This is a genomic window from Shewanella maritima, assembly GCF_004295345.1.
GTDB classification, from domain to species: Bacteria; Pseudomonadota; Gammaproteobacteria; order Enterobacterales; family Shewanellaceae; genus Shewanella; species Shewanella maritima.
Map to the genome: position 1 here is coordinate 1,998,173 of NZ_CP036200.1, position 25,169 is coordinate 2,023,341.

At 46.2% G+C, this 25,169-nt stretch carries 20 protein-coding genes and 1 pseudogene; 11 read left to right on the top strand and 10 right to left on the bottom strand.

The genetic code is table 11. The annotated features are described in order from the left end of the window. The first annotated feature begins 184 nt into the window (after window positions 1-184). Genes menD through menE form a run of 4 tightly spaced genes read left to right on the top strand, consistent with a single transcriptional unit; the run spans window position 185 to window position 5,451 of the window. A complete protein-coding gene (gene menD, locus EXU30_RS08525) occupies window positions 185-1,918 on the top strand; it encodes a 2-succinyl-5-enolpyruvyl-6-hydroxy-3-cyclohexene-1-carboxylic-acid synthase (protein ID WP_130599147.1) in 1,734 nt (577 codons plus the stop codon). Further along, entirely contained in the window at window positions 1,915-2,715 is an 801-nt protein-coding gene (gene menH, locus EXU30_RS08530) for a 2-succinyl-6-hydroxy-2,4-cyclohexadiene-1-carboxylate synthase (RefSeq protein WP_341274641.1), read from the top strand. Before menD ends, menH begins: the two co-directional genes overlap by 4 nt. Window positions 2,716-2,737: 22 nt before the next feature. After that, the gene (gene menC, locus EXU30_RS08535) at window positions 2,738-3,856 is read left to right on the top strand and encodes an o-succinylbenzoate synthase (protein ID WP_130599149.1); all 1,119 of its coding nucleotides are present in this window, start codon (window positions 2,738-2,740) and stop codon (window positions 3,854-3,856) included. A gap of 2 nt (window positions 3,857-3,858) precedes the next feature. Further along, window positions 3,859-5,451: an o-succinylbenzoate--CoA ligase gene (gene menE / locus EXU30_RS08540; RefSeq protein WP_242620365.1), complete on the top strand. Its 1,593-nt coding sequence runs from the start codon at window positions 3,859-3,861 to the stop codon at window positions 5,449-5,451. 114 nt (window positions 5,452-5,565) lie between these two features. On the opposite strand, the gene rpoH is transcribed toward menE, so the two are convergent. The 4 genes from rpoH to ftsY all read right to left on the bottom strand — a co-directional run bounded on the left by rpoH (window position 5,566) and on the right by ftsY (window position 10,012). Continuing rightward, window positions 5,566-6,426 carry an RNA polymerase sigma factor RpoH gene (gene rpoH / locus EXU30_RS08545; RefSeq protein ID WP_130599151.1) on the bottom strand — a complete coding sequence of 287 codons (861 nt, stop codon included), beginning with the start codon at window positions 6,424-6,426 and terminating at the stop codon, window positions 5,566-5,568. A 361-nt stretch (window positions 6,427-6,787) separates the two neighbouring features. Next, window positions 6,788-7,741 carry a permease-like cell division protein FtsX gene (ftsX, locus tag EXU30_RS08550; RefSeq protein WP_130599153.1) on the bottom strand — a complete coding sequence of 318 codons (954 nt, stop codon included), beginning with the start codon at window positions 7,739-7,741 and terminating at the stop codon, window positions 6,788-6,790. Further along, entirely contained in the window at window positions 7,738-8,439 is a 702-nt protein-coding gene (gene ftsE, locus EXU30_RS08555; RefSeq protein ID WP_130599155.1) for a cell division ATP-binding protein FtsE, read from the bottom strand. The genes ftsX and ftsE overlap by 4 nt, the downstream gene beginning before the upstream one ends. Window positions 8,440-8,482: 43 nt before the next feature. Next, window positions 8,483-10,012: a signal recognition particle-docking protein FtsY gene (gene ftsY / locus EXU30_RS08560; protein ID WP_130599157.1), complete on the bottom strand. Its 1,530-nt coding sequence runs from the start codon at window positions 10,010-10,012 to the stop codon at window positions 8,483-8,485. A 173-nt stretch (window positions 10,013-10,185) separates the two neighbouring features. On the opposite strand from ftsY, the gene rsmD reads away from it, so the two are divergent. Next, window positions 10,186-10,791: a 16S rRNA (guanine(966)-N(2))-methyltransferase RsmD gene (rsmD, locus tag EXU30_RS08565; protein ID WP_130599159.1), complete on the top strand. Its 606-nt coding sequence runs from the start codon at window positions 10,186-10,188 to the stop codon at window positions 10,789-10,791. A 134-nt stretch (window positions 10,792-10,925) separates the two neighbouring features. After that, the gene (locus tag EXU30_RS08570; RefSeq protein WP_130599161.1) at window positions 10,926-11,195 is read left to right on the top strand and encodes a DUF1145 domain-containing protein; all 270 of its coding nucleotides are present in this window, start codon (window positions 10,926-10,928) and stop codon (window positions 11,193-11,195) included. A gap of 123 nt (window positions 11,196-11,318) precedes the next feature. Here EXU30_RS08570 and EXU30_RS08575 read toward each other — a convergent pair whose 3' ends face one another. After that, window positions 11,319-11,882 (bottom strand): NapC/NirT family cytochrome c, encoded by a 564-nt coding sequence (locus tag EXU30_RS08575; protein ID WP_130599163.1) that lies wholly within the window; start codon window positions 11,880-11,882, stop codon window positions 11,319-11,321. Window positions 11,883-12,347: 465 nt separating this feature from the next. On the opposite strand from EXU30_RS08575, the gene EXU30_RS08580 reads away from it, so the two are divergent. The 5 genes and pseudogenes from EXU30_RS08580 to EXU30_RS08595 all read left to right on the top strand — a co-directional run bounded on the left by EXU30_RS08580 (window position 12,348) and on the right by EXU30_RS08595 (window position 18,652). Beyond that, a complete protein-coding gene (locus EXU30_RS08580) occupies window positions 12,348-12,902 on the top strand; it encodes a hypothetical protein (RefSeq protein WP_130599165.1) in 555 nt (184 codons plus the stop codon). A gap of 319 nt (window positions 12,903-13,221) precedes the next feature. Beyond that, the gene (locus EXU30_RS20265; RefSeq protein ID WP_165398994.1) at window positions 13,222-13,641 is read left to right on the top strand and encodes a hypothetical protein; all 420 of its coding nucleotides are present in this window, start codon (window positions 13,222-13,224) and stop codon (window positions 13,639-13,641) included. 20 nt (window positions 13,642-13,661) lie between these two features. Beyond that, window positions 13,662-13,745 (top strand): annotated as a pseudogene (locus EXU30_RS20570) (heavy metal-binding domain-containing protein); the annotation flags it as partial. A 23-nt stretch (window positions 13,746-13,768) separates the two neighbouring features. After that, window positions 13,769-15,508 carry an efflux RND transporter periplasmic adaptor subunit gene (locus EXU30_RS08590; RefSeq protein ID WP_130599167.1) on the top strand — a complete coding sequence of 580 codons (1,740 nt, stop codon included), beginning with the start codon at window positions 13,769-13,771 and terminating at the stop codon, window positions 15,506-15,508. A gap of 9 nt (window positions 15,509-15,517) precedes the next feature. Further along, window positions 15,518-18,652 (top strand): efflux RND transporter permease subunit, encoded by a 3,135-nt coding sequence (locus tag EXU30_RS08595; RefSeq protein ID WP_130599169.1) that lies wholly within the window; start codon window positions 15,518-15,520, stop codon window positions 18,650-18,652. A gap of 92 nt (window positions 18,653-18,744) precedes the next feature. Here the strand turns inward: EXU30_RS08595 and EXU30_RS08600 are convergent, their stop codons facing one another. The 5 genes from EXU30_RS08600 to EXU30_RS08615 all read right to left on the bottom strand — a co-directional run bounded on the left by EXU30_RS08600 (window position 18,745) and on the right by EXU30_RS08615 (window position 24,961). Next, complete coding sequence (locus tag EXU30_RS08600; protein WP_130599171.1) at window positions 18,745-20,007, bottom strand: serine hydrolase domain-containing protein; 1,263 nt, start codon at window positions 20,005-20,007, stop codon at window positions 18,745-18,747. A 490-nt stretch (window positions 20,008-20,497) separates the two neighbouring features. After that, complete coding sequence (locus EXU30_RS20270) at window positions 20,498-20,641, bottom strand: hypothetical protein (protein WP_165398995.1); 144 nt, start codon at window positions 20,639-20,641, stop codon at window positions 20,498-20,500. A 301-nt stretch (window positions 20,642-20,942) separates the two neighbouring features. Continuing rightward, complete coding sequence (locus EXU30_RS08605; protein WP_130599173.1) at window positions 20,943-21,521, bottom strand: PepSY-associated TM helix domain-containing protein; 579 nt, start codon at window positions 21,519-21,521, stop codon at window positions 20,943-20,945. A 27-nt stretch (window positions 21,522-21,548) separates the two neighbouring features. Further along, window positions 21,549-22,019 (bottom strand): DUF4920 domain-containing protein, encoded by a 471-nt coding sequence (locus tag EXU30_RS08610; protein ID WP_130599175.1) that lies wholly within the window; start codon window positions 22,017-22,019, stop codon window positions 21,549-21,551. Between the two features lie 83 nt (window positions 22,020-22,102). Continuing rightward, window positions 22,103-24,961, bottom strand: a complete 2,859-nt coding sequence (locus EXU30_RS08615; RefSeq protein ID WP_130599177.1) for a M16 family metallopeptidase — start codon at window positions 24,959-24,961, stop codon at window positions 22,103-22,105. Window positions 24,962-25,169 lie beyond the last annotated feature (208 nt).

The window sequence follows — 25,169 nt, forward strand, 5'->3', positions numbered from 1 at the left end:
AACTAAAAAATAGTACACACCAACAAACTTAGCCAAATACACTTGAACATAAATGATGATTTTAAAAGGAAAAACAATTTCAAACAGCAAGACAAATTTACAAGATTCACTTAGATAATAGCCACAACTCGCGTTAAACTTAGGCTTAATATCAACACCATCTAAAGCATCGGGTACAAGCAACATGGCGCATCAATCGATTGCCGATATAAATTTCTTATGGGGTCAGCTAATTCTTGAGGAGCTGCAGCGCTTAGGTGTAAAACATGTATGTTTGGCCCCAGGTTCTCGCTCATCGCCACTGACTTTGGCGGCAGCCCAGCAAGCTAAGCTTACTACCCATAGCCATTTTGATGAACGTGGTTTAGGTTTTATGGCACTGGGGCTTGCAAAATCTAGCCAAGCACCAGTAGCAATTATTACCACCTCAGGCACGGCGGTTGCAAATCTTTACCCTGCAGTCATTGAAGCCTGGTTAACCCAAGTACCTTTGATAGTGTTGTCGGGCGATCGCCCTATTGAACTAATTGACTGTGGTGCTAATCAGGCGATTCCACAACCTGGAATTTTTGCTCAGTACGCCAAGCAGATTAATCTACCCACGGCTGATTTTGACTTCCCAGCGAGTGCGCTGCTGACCAGCCTAGATCAAGCAGTAAGCGGCCTAACTCAACCTCTGCACATTAACTGCATGTACCGCGAACCACTCTACCCAGAGAAGGTATGCGCCCTTGGCGAGCAAGACTCAGTTGCAATCCAAAACTATCTAAAGCCATTAGCCAACTGGCTTGAACACAGCCACCCATTTACTGATTATCAGTCAAGCGTGCCTGGCAACACACCTTGCGAAGCCAGTCTGCGCCGCTTTGTTCATGGCAAAGGCGTGATTGTACTGGGCACGTTAAGCCCTGATGAAGACCCAAAGCAAATCCTTGAACTTGCTAAAACCATTGGCTGGCCAGTGCTAGTTGATGCTCAGTCACAACTGCGGCAGCACCCGCAAGTGCTCGGGCATATCGATCAGCTGCTACACCACAGTCCAAGTAAAAAGATGCTACAACAAGCCGATCGCGTATTAGTGTTCGGCGGGCGCTTTGTCTCTAAGCGTTTAATTCAATACCTTGCCGAGCTGAGCTGGCACACATACTGGCAAGTGCTTGCACATCAACAGCGCCTCGACCCAAGTCATCAGACTAAACAAGTTTGGTTAAGCTCGATTACTCATTTCTGCCGTGCGCCTTGGCACCGTTCTTCTCAGGCATTGTGGGCTGATAGCTTGCAAGCAACTAACCATCAGCTGGAAGCGATTTTTAACGATAAAATTGATAACGGCGAGTTTGGAGAAGCGCAAACCATGCGCGAAATTGCCAAATACAATAGCGGTGAGCAGCAGCTATTTATTGGTAACAGCCTACCTATTCGTCTTTACGACATGTATGCTCCGTTAACGGAAAAAACCAACAACATCTATACCAACCGCGGCGCTTCGGGTATTGATGGTTTAATCGCTACCGCAGTTGGTGTAGCCAAGGGCAATCAACAGCCAACAAGTATGATCATTGGCGATATTTCTTGCCTGCACGACCTCAACTCATTTGCATTACTAAAACAGCTAAGCAGCACCTTTGTTCTGGTGATTTTCAATAATGATGGCGGCAATATTTTTAACTTACTGCCAGTCCCCAACGAGCAGCTGCGCAATGATTATTATCGACTAAGCCATGGCTGTGAATTTGGTTATGGCGCGGCTATGTTTAACCTAGCTTACCGTCAGGTTGATGAGTTAGACGACTTCAAGCAGGTTTATCAAGAAGCGTTTGAGTTTGAATGCGCAAGCGTTATTGAAGTCAATGTCAGCCCGAATCAAGCTAGCGATCAAATCGCAGAGCTGGCTCAATGGGTCAAACAAGCGTTATGAGCATAATTGATACTGCCAGCTCAGGTATGGTTCGTGTCAGCCGTTTTGGAGAGCTGCATTTACCCAAGCTAGTTTTAGTCCATGGCTTTTTAGGCGCTAAAGAAGACTGGCTGGCTTGCATGCCAATACTTAGCCAGCAATTTCACTGTATTTGTGTCGATTTACCCGGCCATGGCCAATCTAGGGCGCAACTTCCTACGCCTGGGCTAGAAGCAGCGGCACAAGCCATTATTGCCACACTTAGCTCACTGCAGTGCCACCAGTTTCATCTTGTTGGCTACTCATTGGGAGGACGCATTGCTTTGCACATCGCTAAGCTATTCCCACACAAACTCCTCAGCCTTACGCTTGAGTCAGCTCACCCAGGTTTGACTGACGATAAACAGCGCGATGAACGCCTTAATGCCGATAAGCAATGGGCAGAAAAACTGCAACGCTTGCCAATAGCGCAGTTTTTGCAGCTCTGGTACCAGCAAGGCGTATTTAGCGATTTAACTGAAGATGAGGTAGCCAAGCTTATCGCTAAGCGCAGCAACAATAACAACCAAGCACTGCTTAATTGTTACCTCGCCACTTCCCTCGGCCATCAACAGGATTGTCGTAATGTGATTAGCCAACTAAAGCAGCCATGTCACATAATTGTTGGCCAACATGACCAGAAATTTTCCAAGCTGGCAAAACAGTGGCAAACTGAGCAGCCACTAAATGTGATTAGCGTGGAACATGCCGGCCATAATATCCATAGCCTGCAACCACAGCTGTTTAGTCAGCAGCTACTCAAGCTATTGAACAAGTAGCTCAAGCTAGATTGGAGTTTGTATGCCAGCACAGTTAGCCGACACTTCCGTGATTACTGAGTTTACCTTAGCCAGTTATCAAATCGACTTGCAACCAAGCCTGCCAGTTGGCAAGCAGCGGATTGATAATCGCCAAGGCTTAATCTTAAACTTGCGCCTGTGTGATAACGACAATGAGCAACAAGAGTTTGTCGAAATTGCCCCCCTTTCAGGCCATGACATTGACGGCCAGCCAATCAGTAGCTTCAGCCCAGAATCACTTGAGCAAGTCACCAGCTACCTACAAACTCAGCTACCAACAGTGCTTGGTAAGCCCATCTCAAGCTTGTATGAGCTAATTGATGATTGCGACTTTGCCTGTGTGCAATTTAGCCTAAGTTTGCTACACGCTAAGTTTACCTCAAGCTTTAATCAGGGCCTCGCTGACGACCGCGAAGCGCCGTTGGTTTATGATGGCATGAGTGATAGCACACTTAAGCAAAAGCTCGACAAGGCTGAACATCATGCAATTAAGGTAAAAGTGGCGCAAACCGATATGGCGAGCGAGATTAAGTTCATCCACAAGATCCTTGAACTAAAGCCCAAGTTAAGACTAAGACTTGATGCCAACCGTGGCCTGACGCTAGAACAAGCGTGCGAGCTGCTAACCTGCATTCCAAAGGCTAGCGTCGATTATATTGAAGAGCCTTGCATCCATATGAAAGACAACCCTGCCGTGTACCAAAGCATTGGGGTGAAATACGCGCTAGATGAGTCACTGCTAAAACCTGAGTTTACACTGTTATCTACAAACGGTGTGCCCGAGCCTGGTTTAGCGGCATTGGTCATCAAACCTGGCCTTTACGGCAGCATCGACAAGCTGCAGCGACTTATTGAGCAAGCCAACGAGCATGGCATTCGCTGCATTCTCAGCTCAGGTTTAGAGTCTGATGTCGCCATTAATGATTTGCGCAAACTTAGCCACGCGCTCACACCCGATGATATTCCAGGGCTTGATACCCTTGCTCCATTTACCCAGCGCTTATACCGCGCCAATCCAACAGACAGCGCAACAGGCAGTGCGATGGGCAAAGGCATGAGCGAGCAGCTCGATATGAGTCTACTCAAGGTAATTGCACAGCAAAGTCTTGTGAGTGCTTAATTGTGGAGTTAAGCGCGCTCACCTGCTCACCACTGCACCAAACCGCCAAGCAGTGGCCGCTAAACTGTGCCGTTAAATGGCTACAGCGATCCGCAGGTGAATCGGATGGTAGCGCAGATGCTACCTCCCTAAACAGCGACCAACAGAACCTTTCAGCTAATAGCAACCGGCCTGGTCGCTGCCAATCAATCAACTACCAAACGCTAAGCTTGTTGGTACATAAAGTGGCAGCTCAGCTTACCGTGCTTGGCGCCAAACAAGGCGATATCATCGCCGCTGTTAGCAGCAACAATCTTGAGCAAATCGTTCTTTTCTGGGCATGTGTCGATACTGGCTGCATTTTTATGCCGATTTCTGCACGCTTTGCTGATAGCAAAATTGCCGAGCTTATTACTGAACATGAAATAAAGCTGGTGTATTGCGAAAATGCGCAGCGCCAGTCTTGCCTTGATAAGCACGTGCAAGTGACTTGGTTTATGCCAGAGTTTAGCGCCGGCTTAAATCCAGAGACGAAAGTTTCAGCTAACCGCACTTCAAATAACGCCAACAGTATCAGCCCTAAAATCAATGATTTTGACCCACAGCGCCCGACCAATATCGTGCTCACATCAGGCTCTAGCGGTAAGCCAAAATCGGCGCTGCACAGTCTAGCTAACCATATTTACAGCGCCGATGGCGCTAGGGAAACCATTGCTCTTAGCGATGAAGATACCTGGCTGTTGTCACTGCCACTGTTTCATATCGGCGGGCTAGCAATTATTAATCGCTGCGCACTCTCTGGCAGTGCGGTTATGTTGCAGCACGGCGAGCACTCGATAGAGCAGCATATTGTTGCGGGCAAAGTCACTCACTTATCCTTGGTCACCGCGCAAGCGCGCTCGCTACTATTTGAAACGGACTCTAAGACTCAACAGCAATCTCTAACGAGCATCAAAGCCATGCTACTTGGCGGCGGCGCGATTACTGATGACATTATTCAAGCTTGCCTAGCCAATAACATTCAGGCTTATACCAGCTATGGTATGACGGAAATGAGCTCACAGATCACCACTGCCAGCGCCAATACGCTTGGGCATCACGGTGCGCCGCTCAAATATCGCCAACTTGAAATTCGCGATGGGGTTATTTGGGTCAAAGGCGAATGCTTATTCTTGGGCTATTGGTCTAAACAAGGTTTGCATTGCCCTGTTGATGACAATGGCTGGTTCAATACCAAAGATAAAGGCTATTTGAACGAACATGGACAACTGAGCATTAGCGGCCGCGCCGACAACATGTTTATTTGTGGCGGTGAGAATATTCAGCCAGAAGAAATTGAAGCGGTTTTAGTCGCCCATCCCAATGTGCGTCAGGCAATCGTGTTTGGCATCAAGGATACTAAGTTCGGCTTGTTACCTGCAGCTATTATTGATTATGTGAATATTCAGCTGCAATCATCCACTGACGAGGAGCTAGCTCAGTCTGTCAGCAATAAGCTCGCGCGCTTTAAGCGCCCAAGGCAGTTTTATCCTTGGCCGAATAATGTTGCATCAAGCGGCCTCAAGGTGGCGAGAAAGCAGGTTGTCGCAGCGGTTTTAGCTAACTCACAAGCTTAATCAAATTCAAGTTCAGCCTTTCCAAGTTATTTCAAATAACTCGCACAAAAAAACCTGCCGCAGCAGGTTTTAATATTTAGTCGGAACAACTAACAAAGCGATTGGTTATCTAGATTACATATCCATCTGCGATTTCAGCTTGTTCATCGCGTTCTTTTCAAGCTGTCTAATACGCTCTGCTGACACTTGATAAGTCGCCGCTAACTCTTGCAGCGTGGTTTTATCATCGTCTAACCAACGCGCACGTAGAATGTGCTGGCTGCGCTCATCTAAGGTCTTAATAGCAGACAGTAGACGGCTTTGAGAATCGGCTTCCCAGTTGGCATTTTCAACTTGCTCAGCCACATCTGAAGAGTGATCTTCAAGGTATAACGCTGGCGCATAGTCTTGCTTGTCATCATCATTGTCTGATGCCAAATCAAATGCAGGATCTTGCGCTGCCATACGTGATTCCATCTCAGTCACGTCAGCTTTCGATACACCTAGGTTTTCTGCCACCATGGTGACTTCTTCGTCACTAAACCAGCCTAAACGCTTTTTAGTTTTACGAAGATTGAAGAATAATTTTCGCTGCGCTTTAGTGGTCGCCACTTTCACAATACGCCAGTTTTTCAGTACGTATTCATGAATTTCAGCCTTAATCCAGTGCACAGCAAATGACACTAGACGAACACCAACATCTGGGTCGAAGCGCTTAACCGCCTTCATCAGACCAATGTTACCTTCTTGGATTAAGTCAGCTTGTGGTAAACCGTATCCAGAATAGCCTTTTGCAACATGCACAACAAAACGCAGGTGAGACATAATCAACTGCTTTGCGGCTTGTAAATCGCCTGTTTCTTGTAAACGTTTGGCAAGCTTGTGCTCAGTCTCCGCATCCATCATGTCGATGCTGGTAACAGACTGCAAATAAGCCTCAATAGAACTAATATTTTGAGGAACTGCTAGCGCCATTGATTGCGATTGAGAAGTCATTCGCTCTCCTACATACATAAAACAAAAAAGGCTAAATCTGACTTTGGAAAAGATGCCACATGGGCAAGTAAGGTCAATTTAGCTGATGAACTATCGGCTAATCGGCAAGCTATGTCAACTTTTCGCGCACCCATTGCTTAAATTTAACGCAATAGCCGACGCTAGTTGTACCATAATGCTTTTTAGGTGCAAGTGAACAAACGTTCATCTTAAACCCATTGGTATTTAAAAGCGCCCAGGCAGGCGCTTGTTAGGTGGGACTCTACTGGCAAAATATGAAACATAGATGAATTGAGCTTATGTTATTCCGCCACTGATTTTATATCGCTACTTACTTTATTCCGACAACAATCAGGCAGGTTTAAGACGGCTCGATTTTGCGTAGATGTTGACGCACAGAAAGGTAAGAACCCAGCCAGCCTAAAAATGACGCCAGTAAGACTAGTTTAATCAACTCGGCAAATGACAATGACTGAATACTCAAGCTGCTGCCATACAAGCCAAGTAACTCAGCGAGCGCACCATCGAGATATAACACCAGTACATTAATGATCAGCCAAGCTAACACGCCGCCGATAATGCCGTACCAAATGCCGGTGTAAAGAAACGGGCGCTGAATAAAGGCTTCAGTTGCACCAACTAGCTTCATTACTTCAATTTCACTGCGACGATTCATAATCGCTAGGCGAATGGTGTTACCTATCACGAGTACCACAGCCAGCATTAGCAAAGCAGCAATGGCAAGTACCGTTTTCTCAAGTAAATTCACTAACGCCTGCAGTCGCTCAAGCCATTCAATATCCAAACGACCAAAACTGACTTCTGGCTCACGCTCAAGCTTGGCAAGTAATTGTCTTGCCCCTGCTGGGCTAGAGTACTTAGCTAACGGCGTCACTGTCACTACCGCTGGCAGCGGGTTTTCATCTAGGTATGACAGCGCTTCGCCAAAGCCTGATAAACGTTGAAATTCTTCTAAGGCATCATCACGGCTAATGTAATGAACGGTATCGACCTCGCTATAAACGCGCACTCGAGATATCAAACTTTGAATCGACTGTTCGCTGCGTCCTTCATTAATAAACAAAGATATTTCAGCGGCGCTGTTCCACGACTCAGTAATGTTCTCGGCATTTTTAACCAGCACTTGTAGCGCTGCTGGCAAGCTTAAACTCACGCCTAACACAGCCATGGTCATAAAAGATGAAAGCGGGTTACGCCATAACTCACCCAGGCTCGACATACCTTGCTGGATATGACGAATGAAGAACATCACAATACGACCACTTAGCGGCAACTTGCTTTGCGTTATGCTCATCGCGTTACCTCCGCCATATTTGGAGTGAGCGGCTCGTCAGTCTCACCTCCTACCATAGTGCCTTTACGAAGGGTTAAGGTGCGGTACTTCATGCGAGCAATGAGTCCCAGATCATGGGTGGCGATAAGCACGGTTGTGCCTGCATCGTGAAAGGTTTCAAAAAGACGTAAAATATCCATCGATAACTTAGGATCTAGGTTACCAGTTGGCTCATCGGCAAGAATAATGGGCGGTTTGTTAACAATCGCACGAGCAATACCGACACGTTGCTGCTCACCACCAGATAACATCACTGGGCTATGGCGCTCTTTGCCATACAGCCCCACCATATCCAGAGCGGCGCCAACACGCTTTTTGATCTCTCCGTGGGAAAAGCCTTCAATCACTAACGGCAACGCCACGTTATCAAACACGGTTTTGTCCATCAGCAAGTTGTGGTTTTGGAAGATCATGCCGATATTGCGGCGCAGGTATGGCACATGCTTACGACTCACTTTGGCAATATCATGGCCATTAATACTGACCTTGCCCGCCGTAGCACGCTCAATCACAGTGATCAATTTGAGCAGAGTACTTTTACCAGCACCAGAGTGCCCGGTTAAAAATGCCATCTCCCCCTGTTCTAGGTGGAAATTCACATTCAGTAAGGCTTTTTGTCCTCCTGGATAAACCTTACTGACTTGCTCAAATTGGATCATATATGACTATCCGTGTTGTTATTCTAATTGTTAGTGATTGATATTAATCAGTCTTTTCCTGATTGAACAGGGCTTCAATAAAGTCTGCCGCATCAAACGTACGTAAGTCATCAATTTGCTCGCCCACACCAATATGACGGATAGGGATATTGAACTTATCGGCAATAGCGAAGATCACCCCGCCTTTTGCGGTGCCGTCTAACTTACTTAGGGTAATACCGGTTACACCTACCGCTTCTTGGAATAGCTGCGCTTGGCTGATTGCGTTTTGACCTGTGCTTGCATCTAGGGTGAGCATCACTTCGTGCGGCGCGGTTTCATCGTGTTTCTTCATCACGCGCACCACTTTTTTCAGCTCTTCCATCAAGTGGCCTTTGTTCTGCAAGCGACCAGCGGTATCGGCAATAAGCACATCTACATTACGTGCTTTGGCAGCTTGTAAGGCGTCGAACAATACAGAGGCGCTATCTGCGCCCGTATGTTGAGCTACTACAGGAATGTCGTTGCGTTGTCCCCAAACTTGCAACTGCTCAACAGCCGCCGCGCGGAAAGTATCACCCGCAGCTAACATGACAGATTTACCCTGACTTTGGTACTGTTTTGCTAATTTACCAATAGTTGTGGTTTTACCTACACCGTTAACGCCCACCATTAAAATCACAAATGGACCTTCGCTGTTTTCTGGCACTAACGGCACAGCAACCGGCTCTAGCGTCTTTTGCATTTCTTCACGTAGCAGATCATAAAGCGCTTCAGCATCTTTTAGCTGCTTACGCGATGCATGTGACGTTAGGCTATCAATTAATTTAGTCGTAGTTTCAACACCAACATCGGCAATAAGCAGCTGTTCTTCAAGCTCTTCAAATAGATCGTCATCAATCTTCTTGCCTGAGAATAAGCCCATAAAGCCTGAACCAATATTCTCACTAGTGCGCATTAAGCCACGCTTAAGGCGGGCAAACATGCCCTCTTTCTTCGGCTTAGCTTGTGGCTCTGGTTGCGCCTCTTCAGCTTCTTCTTTAACAGCCTGCTCTGCCGCTAAACGCTCTGCTTCTTCCTTAGCCGCCTGCTCTGCTGCTAATCGCTCTGCTTCTTCCTTAGCAGCCTTTTCTGCTGCTAAACGCTCTGCTTCTTCTTTGGCTGCCTGCTCTGCTGCCAAACGCTCTGCTTCTTCTCTAGCGGCCTGCTCTGCTGCCAAACGCTCTGCTTCTTCTCTAACGGCCTGCTCTGCTGCTAGGCGCTCGGCTTCTTCTCTAACGGCCTGCTCTGCTGCTAGGCGCTCGGCTTCTTCTTTAGCTGCCTGCTCTGCTGCTAGACGCTTGGCTTCTTCTTTAGCTGCCTGCTCTGCTGCTAGACGCTCGGCTTCTTCTTTAGCTGCCTGTTCTGCTGCTAAACGTTCAGCTTCTTCTTTAGCTGCCTGTTCGTTAGCGGCTTGCTCAGCAGCTTCACGCTCTGCTTGTTGTTTAGCAGCATTTTCGGCATCGATTTGCGCTTGATTATCTTGTGATTCAACTACTTCAGGTTCTGGTTTCTTGTCTTTACGAAACCACGAAAAAAAGCCTTTCTTTGCCATGTTTGCTACCAGTGCTTTGTCTATTTAGGGTGTCGATTGCCGCCAAGCTGTTAGCCAGATAGATTTCTATCACTAAGCTCAGCTTTGTCTGTCGGTTTGATATAAAATAACGGCAATGCAGAATGTGGCATAGTCTACCACTTTCTTTCATCAGGCAAAATCACGGGGATCACATGGCTAAAAAGCCCTCAAATAGAGCAAAAAAGGCTACGGCAAATAAGTCTGCTAGTAGTGGCCAGGTAAGGATTATTTCTGGACAATGGCGCTCTAGAAAGCTGCCCATTCATGATCTTGAAGGACTAAGACCGACCACAGACCGCGTGCGCGAAACCCTATTCAACTGGTTAGCCACAGATATTCGCGGCGCTCGCGTGCTTGATTGCTTTGCTGGTAGTGGCGCATTGAGCCTTGAGTCTTTATCGCGCTATGCCAAGTTCGCACAAATTCTTGAGCTGCAACAAAGTGCAGCAAAACAGCTTCAACAAAACCTTGCCACCTTAAAGTGCGATAACGCCACGGTAACTCAAACCGATAGCCTGAGTTATCTGGCAAACCAAGCTGAAGATGGCTTTGACGTGATATTTGTTGACCCACCATTTCGTAAAGACTTAGCGAATAAGACTGTTGAGCTACTAGCGCAAAACAATTGGTTAAATGAAGATGCGTTGATTTACGTCGAAACTGAGTCTGAACTGACTAATTTAGCTGTGCCAGCTGATTGGCAACTGCTAAAAGAAAAAGTCGCCGGGCAACTCACTTACCGGCTTTATCAAGCCTAAATTTTATAAGGCCTAGAGCCTAAAGCTAAGGTCTAGAGCCCCTTCTTAACAAAGGCAATTATCAGCTAGAGCTTGAGCATAGAGAATCAAGTACAGCGAATTTAAATACACTTAGCAAAAATACAGAGATAGAAATGAACAAATTCATCGTTATAGGCAAACTTGCAACAGCGTTAATGTGGTTGGTGATGATCTACAATCTATTTATGCCATTTGCCGGTAAGGTAAGCATTGCGCTTAACTTTTTCATGCTATTCACGGTCATGATGCACTTATTTCAAGTGCTTATCTTCCACACTATGTTTAGCGAAGCGTTAAAGCTAAAAGGTAAGGATTACCTACAACCATTCTTTTTTGGCGTTTTTGCCCTACTGCAATATCGCCAGCGCCTATTATCTCAATAGTTGGCACTCTTTCAGCCTTCATTCCTGCGCTAACTTATTATTTACAAGCATAAAAAAACCTCGTCAATTGACGAGGTTTTTAATGTCTACTTGAGAGCTGCTAATCAAGCGCTCTAAAGCGAATTACTTTTTAGGGTAAGGGTGAACGATGCCTTTGTGACAATCAACACATGTCTTACGCTTATCTGGCTCTTTTTGAGCATTGCGTTCGTGCATACGCTTAGCCATTTTGCTCATAGACTCAGGCTGGTTCTCTTCGATGCGAGTGTGACAGTGGCGGCAATTCGCGCTGTCGTTCGCTCTGAAGTATTTCAGTGCTAGGTCTGCTTGCTCTTTACGGTTTTCGTCTAACCACTCTTGAGTGTTGAAACCGTCAATGGTTAAGAAGCCGTATAGATCTTTCGATACGATGATTTTCTTGATCAAGTAATCAACTGGACCATGAGGTAAGTGACAGTCTTGACACTGAACAGTAATACCTGCGCTACCGCCGCCGTGAGCAGAAGCTAGCACTTCATCTTTCAATGAATGGTTACTGTGACAGCTCATACAGAACTCGTCAGTACTTGTTGCATGTAAAGTTTGTTGAGTCGCAAAGTACCCAACCACACCCACTACCACACCGATTAACAGCAGTACGATAATGGAAATTTTTGCGCTTGGTTTAAAAAGTGCACGCCAATTCATCACTCAATCTCCAAATAGATATTCAAAGTATTCTAATATTTTTGTAGGAAATAATTTTAGATGCTTTTTGCTCCAAAAAACTGATTTCAGTCTAGGTTTTATTAGTAAACCCACAATTAAATAGTAAAAGTGAGACCTAGATCTACAAATGCTAACAGCGTGTGCAGCTAATTAAGCGTTCGTTAAATTTCATACAATTTAACCAGTATGGCATGCTACTCACAATTAGGTAAATGGTTCATTTTATTATCATGTTTTGGACTGAGCTAATATTCGGGCTTGTAATCAAAACTAAACAAAAATTCATCCCCAACCCCTTAGCAAAGCTAAATTTTTGTGAATTGAGTCAATGCACAGTGATACATGTGTGCTAACATCGCTCAAGTGAATCTGTCACAGCTATTGATGAATTAGCTTGTAAATTCGCGCGATAATAGTAAGTTCGCCCAATAAACGGCAGCTTGTTTGTTAGAACATAAACTGGTTCTTTATGCTATTTGGTTCTTTATGCTAAAAATGCTCCACCACCGTTTGCTCACTACAGCCACCTTGCTGACATTTATATGCCAGCTTGTGCTTGCTAATGGGTTATTAATGGTGCCAAGAGCACATGCACAAGAAGCAGTTGTTGAATTAACTCAAAATACAGTCGCAGATTCACATGCCATGCATTCAGCTCATACCAAAGCAGCTGAAACAAGCACTATGCATTGTCATCAAACTGCCGCATCTACTCCTCAGCCAATGGTAGAACAACCACAAACTGAAGAAGACTGCTGCAGTGAGCCTATGCCTAGCCACCTGGCTAGCGCGAAGACTAGCGACAGCAGTCATTGCTGTGACGGTGACAATCAATGTCAGTCTGATTGCAGTCACTGCCTTGTGATTTCAATTGCTGGCACCCTGTTAGACCTCACTCCTTGGTCTAGCAACCCTGTGCCAGAGTCTCCTCTGGCTAGCGTAATACCTCATTTCCACTCGATCGCTTTAGCACAAGATATACGACCTCCGATTGCCTAACTGCGTTCAGCATTAAGCATCAACACCTAGCTACACCCTTTAATATTTTGTTGTTATTAAAGTCAAACGTGCGCCTATTTCAGGTCAAACGCTTTTGGCTCGTTTTCGATGGAGTTCATAATGAAAACCTTAATCCACATTGTTTTTTCAATTTTGCTATTAATTTCCTGGCATCCAGCAGTTCAAGCGAGTGACCACCAGCATCATCATTCAAGTGCTACCCAAGAGTATGTGTGCCCTATGCATGCCGATGAAACCGGCAAAAAAGGTGATACCTGCTCTAAGTGTGGTATGTACTTAGAAGCAGCTCAGAAAGCTGATGATAAGCAACATTGCAAGAATCACGGTAAACACTGTGATAAATGCAAGCATGCTAAATCTGATTGCAAAGACTGCAATGGCTGCGACAAGTGCAAAACCAAAGCTAATTTCAAAGATTGCAAGGGCTGCGACAAGTGCAAAACCAAAGCTAGTTGCAAAGACTGCAAGGGTTGCGATAAGTGCAAAGCCAAAGCTAGTTGCAAAGACTGCAAAGGTTGCGACAAGTGCAAAGCCAAAGCTAGTTGCAAAGACTGCAAGGGTTGCGATAAGTGCAAAGCCAAAGCTAGTTGCAAAGACTGCAAAGGTTGCGACAAGTGCAAAGCCAAAGCTCATTGTCAGGACTGCAAAGGCTGTGATAAATGCCCAAATAAAACAACCCACGCTCATGCTAAAAAACCGACTCATGTATGCCCAATGAACTCGGCGATTACTGGTTTTGAGGGTGACACTTGCCCAAAATGTGGAATGAATTTAGAGCCAATTGCTAAGCAAAACGCTCACTCAAGCCACGCACATCACTAAAGACGGCAGTGGAGATAGGTATTATGCAAACCATCAACAAGTTATCGGTGCGCTCATCAAGCTTGAGCAAAGTGAGCTTAGCCATAACCATTGCAGCGTCTATGAGCTTGCTGCCGCTAACGACGGCACTAGCCAGTGACGAGCATGCTCATCATGCAACCCAGCATGAAGAGCACAAGACTCATACGGGCGAACACGAGCAGTTGGATTATTACTGCCCGATGCATCCAGAAGAGCGCAGCCATGAGAAAGGCCGCTGCCCACAGTGCAATATGTTCCTCATTAAAGATGAATCTAAAGACGCGGCTACAAAAGCGCAATTGGACTATTACTGCCCTATGCACCCTGAAGAGCGCAGCCATGAGAAAGGCCGCTGCCCGCAATGTAATATGTTTCTGATTAAGGATGAAAGCAGTGACTCTGCTGATAACGGACACGTTCATAATGCTGCAGCGCACACACATGAGCATAGTCAATCGATACTCGACCAACCCAAGCCTGCGCTAAGTGAAATAACTCAAGCTCAAGCTGACACGCCATCAAGTGCAACAGAGCAATCAAATGCTATGGGCAAACAAAGCAATAATGTGAAATATGTTTGCCCTATGCACCCGCATATTGTGTCTGACACACCTGACTCTTGCCCTATTTGCGGCATGGATTTAGAGCCCGTAGAGATTGGCGGCGTGGGAGAAGAAGTGGTGGTTGGCGTATCAGGCGGTATGCAACAAGCACTGGGTATGCGCTCAGAAACCGTAGCCAAAGACACATTATGGAAGTTCGTCAAAACCATTGGCACCGTGGAATATAACGAGAATGCCATCGGTCATGCCCATACCCGAGTCGATGGCTGGCTAGAAACCCTGATGGTTCACAACGTTGGTCAAAAAGTAAAACAAGGCCAGCTAGTGTACGAGCTATATTCGCCTGAACTTGTCAGCGCCCAAGATGACTATGTACAAGCGCTTGATTACTTAAAACAAGACAAAGTCCGCGGAAAAGTCTTGCTCCGCAAAGCCCGCTTACGCCTTGAGCTACTCGGCATGAGCTCACATACCATTAAGCAGCTAGAACAAACCCGTGAAACCATCTATCGGGTACCTTTCTACGCCGAGCAAGATGGCTTTGTCAGCGAACTAAACGTACGCCACGGCATGTATGTTCAACCCGGTGACACCTTGTTTGAGATTGTCGATTTAAGCAGTGTTTGGGTGATTGCTGACGTATTTGAAAACGAGCAAAGCTGGCTAGAGCTAGATCGCCCCGTTGAAGTATCAGCCGCAGCTCAAGGCCTATTCGACCTTGAGTCGACCATTGACTATATCTACCCAGAGCTCGACCCAGTATCACGGGCGATGCGAGTCAGAGTTAAACTTGATAACCCACAAAAGAGCCTCAAACCGGGCACCCTAGTTGAAGTGAAACTTTTTGGTGGCCCTAAGCGAGACATCATTACAATACCGACCGAAGCGTTGATCCTAACTGGCCGTGAAAACCGTGTGGTGGTGCAGCGCAGCGACAATCAATTTGCCTCAGTTGAAGTCAAAGTCGGCATGATTGCCCAAGGCAAAGCTGAGATCATCAGTGGCCTTAACGTGGGCGACAAAGTGATTGTATCTGGGCAGTTCCTGCTGGACTCTGAAGCCAGTATTCAAGGCAGTTTGCAGCGTCTAAGTACCAGTAATACCCAGGATGCTGATAGCGCTGATGAACATAGCACTAGTACACATAGCAGTACTGACCACAGCCATCACAACCATTAGGGGGCGTTTATGTTAGCAAACATTATTGGTGCCTCGATTAAGCACCGCGCGATGGTGCTGGTCTTTAGTGTACTGATAGCCTTAGTTGGCTATCAGGCAATGCGCACTACCCCACTTGATGCACTGCCTGACTTATCAGACGTACAAGTTATTGTAAAAACCTCATACCCAGGGCAAGCACCGCAGCTCGTTGAGGACCAAGTCACCTATCCACTATCAACCGCCATGCTTGCTGTGCCTGGCGCCAAAACCGTGCGCGGTTTTTCCATGTTTGGCGACTCGTATGTGTACATCATCTTTGAAGATGGTACCGACATCTACTGGGCGCGCTCGCGAGTGTTGGAGTATCTGTCGCAAACCCAAAGTCAGTTGCCGGAAAACGTGACACCAACATTAGGGCCTGATGCCTCAGGCGTTGGCTGGGTATTCCAATATGCATTAGTTGATCGCAAGGGCAAGCATGACCTTGCACAACTTCGTTCGCTACAAGACTGGTTCTTAAAGTTAGAGCTACAGAGCGTCGCAGGCGTTTCGGAAATCGCCACCATCGGCGGCATGGAGCAGTCTTATCAAATCATTGTCGACCCGCATAAGTTGGCCCTGTATCAAATTGATTTGATGACAGTAAAAAACGCCCTTGATAACGCCAATAGCTCAACTGGCGGCTCGGTCATCGAGATGGCCGAAGCTGAGTACATGATCACCTCAAAAGGCTATCGGCAAACATTGGATGACTTTGCTGAGATCCCACTGGGTATTGTTTCTGAAGCTGGCACGCCAGTATTAATGAAAGATGTTGCTCAGCTGCGCACTGGCCCAAGTGCAAGACGCGGCATTGCCGAGCTTGATGGGCAAGGCGAAGTCGTTGGCGGCATTGTGGTGATGCGCTATGGCGAAAATGCACTGGCGACCATTAATAACGTTAAGCAAAAGCTGCAAGAGGTCGAGAATGGCCTGCCTGATGGCGTAGAGTTAGTGATCACTTACGACCGCTCTGAGCTTATCCTTAATTCAGTAGACAATCTCAAGCACAAGGTGCTTGAAGAAATGCTGGTAGTTGCCGTTATTTGCTTGCTATTCCTGCTGCATGCACGCTCAACCTTGGTTGCGATTATCTCGCTGCCGATTTCGATTCTCATCAGTTTTATCGTGATGAACATCATCGGCGTCAATGCCAACATTATGAGCTTAGGCGGGATTGCCATTGCCATTGGCGCTGTGGTCGATGCAGCCATCGTGATGGTAGAGAATGTGCACAAACACCTTGAGCAATACCGTGAGCAGCGTGGTGGACAAGCCCCCACGGGTGAAGCGCATTGGCAACTGGTAAAAACCGCGTCGATTGAAGTTGGCCCAGCGCTGTTCTTTAGCTTGCTGATCATTACCTTGAGCTTCGTGCCTGTGTTTGCGCTAGAAGCGCAAGAAGGCAGATTGTTCCACCCGCTCGCCTACACTAAAACCTTTGCCATGGCAGCGAGCGCTCTGTTAGCGATTACGTTAATTCCAGTTTTAATGGGCTATTTTGTACGCGGAAAAATTCCTGCTGAGCATAAAAACCCATTAAGCCGTGTGCTGATAGCAATATACGAGCCGCTACTTCGCCTAGTACTGCGCTTCCCTAAGCTGACTATCATGCTCGCCTTAGTGGCTTTAGTTAGTGCTTACTATCCTATGTCGAAAATGGGTAGCGAGTTTATGCCTGAGCTGGAAGAAGGCGACTTGCTGTATATGCCGACCACACTGCCGAGCGTGAGCTCAGGTAAGGCCGCTGAAATCTTGCAGCAAACTGACCGCTTAATTAAAACAGTGCCTGAGGTAAAACGGGTATTTGGTAAAGTCGGCCGCGCGATGACCGCTACCGATCCTGCACCGCTGACCATGTTAGAAACCACCATCATGCTTAACCCAAGGGACACCTGGCGTGAGGGTATGACGCTTGAAGGGATCATTGCAGAGCTGCAAAAAACCGTCAAAGTGCCCGGGATGACTAACGCTTGGGTGCAACCGATTAAAACCCGCATTGATATGCTATCAACCGGTGTACGTACGCCCGTGGGCATAAAGATTTCTGGCGCAGATATTGATGAGCTGCAACGTATCGGCACTGAGATTGAAGCCGTGGTAGCTAAGTTGCCAGGCACACTGTCAGCCTTTGCCCAGCGTACCAGTGGCGGTCGTTATATCGATATTGAGCCCAATCTTAAAAACGCGGCTCGCTATGGTATGACACTGCGTGACATTCAAGATGTGGTGCAAATGGCCATCGGCGGCATGCAAGTAGGTCAGTCGATTCAAGGACAAGAGCGCTACCCCATCAATATTCGCTACCCGCGTGAGCTGCGCGATAGTATTGAAAAACTGCGCCAGCTGCCTGTGCTGACTAAAACCGGTAAATACTTACCACTGGGCAATCTTGCTGAGATCAGCATTAGTGATGGCGCGCCCATGCTCGCCAGCGAAAATGGCCGCTTAATCAGCTGGGTATTTGTCGACTTACAAGATGTGTCCATTGGTGAGTACATACAAACTGCTCGCGCCGCGTTAGATGAGCAAATCAAACTGCCACCGCGTTACAGCTACACCTTTGCCGGCCAATACGAGTACATGCAGCGGGTTGAAGCTAAAATGCAATTGGTTATCCCACTGATGATTGCGGTGATCTTTATGCTGCTAATGATGACGTTTGGCTCGTTCACTCAAGCTTCGGTGATCATGCTCAGCTTGCCGTTTTCTTTGGTTGGCAGCGCCTGGCTGTTATATGCATTGAACTTTAATTTCTCGGTCGCGGTGTCTGTGGGCATGATAGCCCTAGCAGGTGTTGCCGCAGAGTTTGGTGTGGTAATGCAGGTGTACTTAAACAATGCCATTAAAGCCAAGCAACAAAGCGGCGACTACAACCAACGCGGTGATTTGGTTGATGCCTTGATTCACGGTGCAGTAATGCGCATTCGCCCTAAGGCAATGACGGTTGCGACTATCTTCTTTGGTCTGCTGCCAATTATGTGGGGCAGTGGTACGGGTAACGAAGTCATGCAGAAAATTGCCGCGCCTATGGTTGGCGGCATGGTCACAGCGCCAATTCTGTCACTGTTCGTGATCCCGGCGATTTACCTGCTGATTTACGGGCGCAAGCTGAAGAAGTAATTACCCAGATATACTTTTAAAAGAGTTAAAAAAACCACCTTTTAGCAAGGTGGTTTTTTATTTAGCTTAACTTTACTTTTCTCAGTAAAAACTTACTTCACTGCATCAATAACCGCAGGGATCACCTGATAGAAAAGTAAGTTAGCCATGCGTGGTGTCTCGGTTTGCGGATAACCACCATTCATCGCCACAATCACACCAGATGCTTTGTCAATTGCCAGCACCTGGCCGTGAATACCGATCATCACTAATAGCTTATGACCTTTAATGTTCAGTACGCGGTATTGATCTTTGTACCAGGCATCATTTGCAAGGGCGTATTCCTTACCTTTAGTCCAGGCCTTTCTCACTTGGTCATTACCCGCCCAAATAGCGTCTAAAAACTGCTGTGGAATAACCTGCTCACCTTTATAGTTTTTACCCTTATTAACGATAACCTTACCTACGCGGGCAAGGTCGCGGGTTGCCATGTTTAAGCCACCAGAGGCAACAACATAATTGTCAGGGTCTGCCATCCAAAATGCGTCATTCTCAGCACCAATCTTGGTCCAGACCTTCTCTTCCAGGTAAGACGCTAGCTCTTTACCTGTCACCTTTTCAACGACTTTACCTAAGATTTCTGTATTTGGGTCTTGATACTGATACACCTCACCGCTTGGGTACTTATGATCTTTAATCAACAACAGGTAATCTTGAATACCATGCAGACCAGAATCGTTCTTACCATGCCATTCTTGTGACTGAGTCAGTCTTGGGTCCCAGCTCTTGTGTGGCGGCGTTTTAATTCCTAAACCACTGCGCATATCGGCAATTTCTTGTACTGTTGCGCCCTCAAATGCCGTGCCTTTAAATTCTGGCAGATAGAACTCTAGCGGCTTAGACATATCAAGCTTACCTTCGGCTGCTGCAATACCCGCCAAAGTCGCAGTAAATGACTTAGTTACCGACATATCTAAGTGAGTTGAATTAGGCGTCATGCCATTAAAGAAATGCTGATGTACTACCTCATTTCCCTTAATAACAACCATAGAATGGTTTTTAAGGCGGTCACGCAAGATGGTATATAGGTCATGCTCCCCGTCTGCATCCATGCCTTTAAGCTTAGTAAGGTCGAGTGAATTGTTTAGCTTCCACTTTTCAGGGACCATGCTGCCCTTAGACACCTGATAGTAGCGAGTAAACTTGTAGGCATTTGAGAAGGTTGCGGCAGCCATTTCACCTTGATCCCATTCTGTTTGGCTCACACCTAACATGGCCGCTTGCTCAATGAATTGACTATCTGGTTGGTGCAACGTAGCGGCATGCGCACCAAAACTTAAACATGCAATAACCAAACTCGATTTAACTAATTTCATAGACTTATTCCTTAAATCACATGGAGAATAGACACATGTAAAAACAAACATCTAACTGTGCCTAATCGCGCTAGTAAAACACAACTGACTGACTGCTTACAGATTTTTTACAAAAGTAAACCAAATGAACGACTCACGGGCGGAAATTCCGTACTCGCGGCGAGAGATATAGAAAGAGATATAGAAAGAGATATAGAAAGAGATATAGGAATAACAACGGCAGTGAAGCTAATGATAGCAATCGTAACTTATAGGCTTTCTATCGACAGCTTCAGTAAGCCACTTATGACCAAACTCAACAGTTAAGTGCGACACATAAACTCGACACGCGCCAAATTCAAGAGTACATATCTTTATCGATGATATCCTGCTTTTTTTGCATCAGGTACATGACATAAAGTGTTCCTAAGAACATCAAACTGAATGAGACTACCATTAAGCTATAAATCAATAATGGGTCATTAAATTGCGGCAACCAGTCATCTACAAACTACATGGAATGCTTGTAAGCGCCAAAGGCTAAGAGCAACACCACAGGAATTTCTGCAATTGCAATAAACAAAATTTTTCTATCGAGGATGGCAAATTGTTTTGCCAATTCGGGGTCTGAAAAATCGATTTGTTCGCTAAACATAGTGAGTTCCTTTCTTCCATGAAATACCACTTACATTTAACCCTAATAAACAGATCAAAAAACCTCAAGTTAACCGGCTAAGCAATTGGTCTGACATGAATAAATATCTTCTTAGCTACAACTGAAGCTAGAGTAGACAAAACAAAAAATAGCTTGTATATACAAGCTATTTCTGTTCATGGAAGCAGCTGTTCAGAATGAATTGTTAACACCAACCGAGACTGAAGTGCCGCCGAACTTGTAACCGCCAAACGAATCAAAGTGGTGTAGTTGCCGTTCCTTCTCAACCCCAAAATATCAATTAGCTTGATATCATTAAAAAGAAAATCGGGATTACCACACCTAAACCCATCAAAATAATCGACTTTGGCTTTGCTGGTCCATGTTTGCCCTTCACCATAAACAATGCCGATAACGCGAGGAATATCAGCATGCCGGCGAACAAGTCTGAAAAGTACACCCAGGCATTACGGGTTTCATTCAGGTGCAATTTATTCAGAGCTTGCAAAATTACCCTTGGCTCAATGTCTTGATACACCACCTGACTGGACTTTCTATCCCACAACAAGGTGTCGCCCTCTTCCAAGAACACTTCAAACTTATTCTTATTCTGCCAAAAGCTCGATTTGGTTGTGTGGGTTAAGCTAAATTGCTGCTTCATACGCATGGCAATTTGCCTATCTTCTAGCGTTAGCCAATCTGAGTCATCGACCTTTTGTATCTGCCGCTCAACCGCATAATTGGGATTCCAATCCGCAATATGATTAACCGCAATACCAGAGACGGCAAAAATGATAGAAAAACCAATGCAAAAATAGCCGATGTCACGATGTAAGGTACGATTCAGTCGATACCAATTGATGTTGTTAAACCACTTCATATATACAAACCAATTCGCTATCTCGTGTTAATCTGCGATGCTCACGCCAGTGGGCACTAGCTGATACATGGTCATAGGCTCAGTTACCGATGCTGGGTCAAACTCTTCGCCTGCTTCTTTGGCATAGTAAGCTTTGATTTCTTTCGTTTGCTCGAGGTTGTAGCGCAAAGCTTGCAGCTTACCTGTTGCTAGCGCTTTTTTACCGCGAGCGGTTAATGGGAACACCATTTCACCGTCTTTCACCTTGATGCGTAGGCTTTCAAAGCGCTTGTCTGACGCTATCGTCATCCAACAACCTCTATGCTCACATACACCAACAATGGTGCCTTCAATGGTTACTGGGTTTTCCAAGTAGCTTTCAGGATCTGCCATCAGTGTCGATACCGGTACAAGCAGATCTTGGTTTACACCTGAGCCGAAATCAGTGGCTAAGGCAGACATAGGTGCGATAAGTGCGCCGCATAGCATGCTTGCGGCAACAGTAAGTCTTAATTTCATGGTGTTTCCTTTATTCACGGCGCCAAGCGCATAAATACAATAAGTCGTGGCCACCTCAAATAAAGGTAGCCGCGATAAACTCTCTACAATTTCAGCCCATTGGGCTTATCGACAAAGGTCATTTGATGAGGCATTGGGAAGATTTGTTTGGCTAGAATCTTCAGCCTTTGCTCGCTAGCCAGCTCATGCAAGCGACCAGCTCGCTGTATATAGCTGGCATTTTGATAGCGCTTGTCTGACAAAATCATTCGTCGTAGCCAGGTATTGGCACTCGTTAGTCGCCCTTGCTCAGCAAAAGCAATGTCTTCCACTGTGCGCTGCAAGTTTTGCTCGCTTACTGAGTCACCTAGCTTGGTAAGTACCTGCTTAGCCGCAGCAATCAGCTCATCACTACGCTCGGGTGCACAGGTAAAATGCACCTCAGTTTCAATGCGGTCATGGCGTGGGTTTAGGCTCATTTCATACTTAATTGAGTAAATGCCGCCTAGCTCATGGCGCAGCTTCTTCTTAAGCATCTTTTTCGCTATTGGCGTTAAGGTCGATACCAAAAACGCTTGCTCTGGAGTCCATTGCATTGGCGTATAACCAAACAGGCTCACTTCAGCTTTATCTTGCTCGTGGGTCACTATGTGCTCAAGACGATTTGCCGGCAATTGCATTGTAGTGCTGTTAGATAAACTTGCTTGTCTCGGCACATTGGCTAAATGCTGCGCCATTTGCTGTTCAAGCTCGGCGTGGTCTAGCTGCCCGACGATATAGAAGGTCGTTGGTTGGCGCAGTATGCTCTGGGTGTCTGCAATAATGCGCTCTTCAGTCACTGCATCAACAGCTTGTGCTGTGACGTCATCAAGCATTGATTGGCCAAAACGTTGCTGACTAATAAAGCGTGATTTTTTATGAGTGCGAGATTGAGACACAAGATCCGCTTTCACTTGCTGCCACACGCCCTTATCTATCCCCGACTGCATGCGCAAATGGTAAAGCTGCATCAAGCTTGCTAGCTGAGACGGCGCAATCACCGCGGCCAAATCTAACTCGCTTTCTTTTAGTTGCCACTGCCAATGGGGCTGAGTTTGCTGCCAGTTTTGCCATTGCTGCTCATTCCAATGCGGCAAACCGCTTTGTTGCCATAGTTGAACCCCGGCTTGTGCTTGCCAGGCACTGATTTGATTATTCTGGTAGCCAGCTGAGCTTAATGCCTTGATATATAACTTGTTATCAGAGGTTGATTTATCTAACCACAAAAGCTTGTCACCATTGCCAAGTAAGTACTTATGCAAAGTAATGGTTTCGTCTTGGTAACTCCATTGCTCGCTTTCAAGGGCATACCAATCGGCTTTGGCTGTTGTTACTTTTGGCAACTTGCTCAACAGCGGCTCAGTTACTTGATCCGCCGTTACCTCGTTAGCTTCTGGCGCTGCCTGTTGATTGGCGACTTTTGCCTCTGCTGAGCGCTTCACCGCTAACGAAATGCTCTTTGGCAGTGAATCAATATTGCTTTGGATGTTCTGCTCTAGCTGACGCACCTGAGCAACGGTAGGCAAACTGAGTTTCTGAGTGCCGCCAGCTTGGTAGTAAATAAAGTTATCTTCAGCATCGAGAATGTCACGCATGCGTGCATTGAGCTGCTCAAGGGTCATTTGCTCTAACCACTTAAGCGTTCTTGCCGTGCGCACAGCGGGTTCTTCTAGCGGCGCACCTTTCATTAATGCTTCGGTAATCTTATCTTCCCAAGCCATGTAGTCGCGATGCTTAGCGGCTGTCACATTGCGTTGAGTAATGCCTTTGGCCTTTTCAACAAGCTCATTAAAATCTTGCTCGTCTAAGCCATCGCGATACAAGCGTGCATATTCCTCAGTAACCAATTTTAATCCAAGTGCATGGTCTGCTGTACGCGCTGCGATGGCGACAACCAAACGCTCATTAGTTGGCTCTTTAACGGTCAAACTAATGCTCTCAGCCTTATCTTTTGGTAAAAAAGCACGATTGCGCATCACCTGATTGCGCATTAACTTACGCAAAAAGTAATTTTGTAAATAGGCGTACTGGCCGTGTTCACTTGCTCTATCAGGCATAGGTAAACGCAAGCCATAAACCACCATTGAAGTGGTGCCCTTAGGGTGCTGAACCTTATCAATATAAAGTTGCTCAGCTAATGGCAACGCCACATAGTCGCGATTTGGCTTTGGCTTAGTTGGCAATTTGCCAAAGGTATTGGCAATAGCTTGCTGGGTTTGCACAACATTTACATTACCCGATACCACCAGCTGCATATTGCTTGCGACGTAAAATTGGTTGTAAAAATCACGCAATTCTTCGATGGTTGCCGCTTCAATTGATGCGCGAGTACCAATGGTGGGTCTATCAACATAGCGCGAGCCATTACGTACCACTGCTTTTTTTAGATTATTAACTTCACCCGCTAGGCCATCGCCCTGGCGCCACTCTTCAATGATCACCCCGCGCTCGCGCTGCCAGTCGGCTTTATCTAAGGTAGCAAAACCAGCTAGTTGAGATAAAAACGCCAGTGAGCCCGCCATGTCCAGCGAATCATTTGGGCGAGTTCGCACCATATATTGGGTTTCAGTTTGGCGAGTAACCGCGTTGACTTGCAGGCCAGTCTTCCAACCTAAACTGTCAATATAAGTATGCATGCCCTCTGGATGCGCCTGAGTCTTGTGAAACACCATGTGCTCAAGCATGTGTGCCACACCGGGTCTTGTTGCTTCATCAACCGAACCTGCGTTTACAATCAGGCGTATGTTAAAAGGATCGCTAGATTTATTGCTGTTATAAATGGCGTATTCAAGGCCGTTATCAAGCTTTCCTGTAGTTATCGCGCTATCCCACAAGTATTCACTTGAGCAAGAAAAACTAATTATTACCGCGATATAGGCACTTGCCCGACCTAGGCTTACCCACAAGGATTTAAATGAATTCATATAAATACTGCTATGAAGTTAAGGTATCTTTGACGACGAGTTAAAGATTTGCGCCAGCAATGTTATTGAGAACAATTTCTATTAGCAATGACATTTACAATTGCTGGTACGACTAGTGTTAATTAATTAGAGCTAGCCCACACTAACCGCGGCTTTACAGCGTGTAATTGGATAATATTTCGCCGCATTCAATCCAAGGTAAGGGCGT

Bases quoted from the DNA above. Each gene is read 5' to 3' on its own strand.
- EXU30_RS20270 (WP_165398995.1), bottom strand. From the start codon at position 20,641: ATGTTTAGCGAACAAATCGATTTTTCAGACCCCGAATTGGCAAAACAA.
- menD (WP_130599147.1), top strand. From the start codon at position 185: ATGGCGCATCAATCGATTGCCGATATAAATTTCTTATGGGGTCAGCTA.
- rsmD (WP_130599159.1), top strand. From the start codon at position 10,186: ATGGCTAAAAAGCCCTCAAATAGAGCAAAAAAGGCTACGGCAAATAAG.
- EXU30_RS08600 (WP_130599171.1), bottom strand. From the start codon at position 20,007: ATGAAATTAGTTAAATCGAGTTTGGTTATTGCATGTTTAAGTTTTGGT.
- EXU30_RS08590 (WP_130599167.1), top strand. From the start codon at position 13,769: ATGCAAACCATCAACAAGTTATCGGTGCGCTCATCAAGCTTGAGCAAA.
- rpoH (WP_130599151.1), bottom strand. From the start codon at position 6,426: ATGACTTCTCAATCGCAATCAATGGCGCTAGCAGTTCCTCAAAATATT.
- EXU30_RS08570 (WP_130599161.1), top strand. From the start codon at position 10,926: ATGAACAAATTCATCGTTATAGGCAAACTTGCAACAGCGTTAATGTGG.
- EXU30_RS08615 (WP_130599177.1), bottom strand. From the start codon at position 24,961: ATGAATTCATTTAAATCCTTGTGGGTAAGCCTAGGTCGGGCAAGTGCC.
- EXU30_RS08595 (WP_130599169.1), top strand. From the start codon at position 15,518: ATGTTAGCAAACATTATTGGTGCCTCGATTAAGCACCGCGCGATGGTG.
- EXU30_RS08610 (WP_130599175.1), bottom strand. From the start codon at position 22,019: ATGAAATTAAGACTTACTGTTGCCGCAAGCATGCTATGCGGCGCACTT.
- ftsE (WP_130599155.1), bottom strand. From the start codon at position 8,439: ATGATCCAATTTGAGCAAGTCAGTAAGGTTTATCCAGGAGGACAAAAA.
- menC (WP_130599149.1), top strand. From the start codon at position 2,738: ATGCCAGCACAGTTAGCCGACACTTCCGTGATTACTGAGTTTACCTTA.
- EXU30_RS08575 (WP_130599163.1), bottom strand. From the start codon at position 11,882: ATGAATTGGCGTGCACTTTTTAAACCAAGCGCAAAAATTTCCATTATC.
- ftsY (WP_130599157.1), bottom strand. From the start codon at position 10,012: ATGGCAAAGAAAGGCTTTTTTTCGTGGTTTCGTAAAGACAAGAAACCA.
- EXU30_RS20265 (WP_165398994.1), top strand. From the start codon at position 13,222: ATGATAAGCAACATTGCAAGAATCACGGTAAACACTGTGATAAATGCA.
- menH (WP_341274641.1), top strand. From the start codon at position 1,915: ATGAGCATAATTGATACTGCCAGCTCAGGTATGGTTCGTGTCAGCCGT.
- EXU30_RS08605 (WP_130599173.1), bottom strand. From the start codon at position 21,521: ATGAAGTGGTTTAACAACATCAATTGGTATCGACTGAATCGTACCTTA.
- ftsX (WP_130599153.1), bottom strand. From the start codon at position 7,741: ATGAGCATAACGCAAAGCAAGTTGCCGCTAAGTGGTCGTATTGTGATG.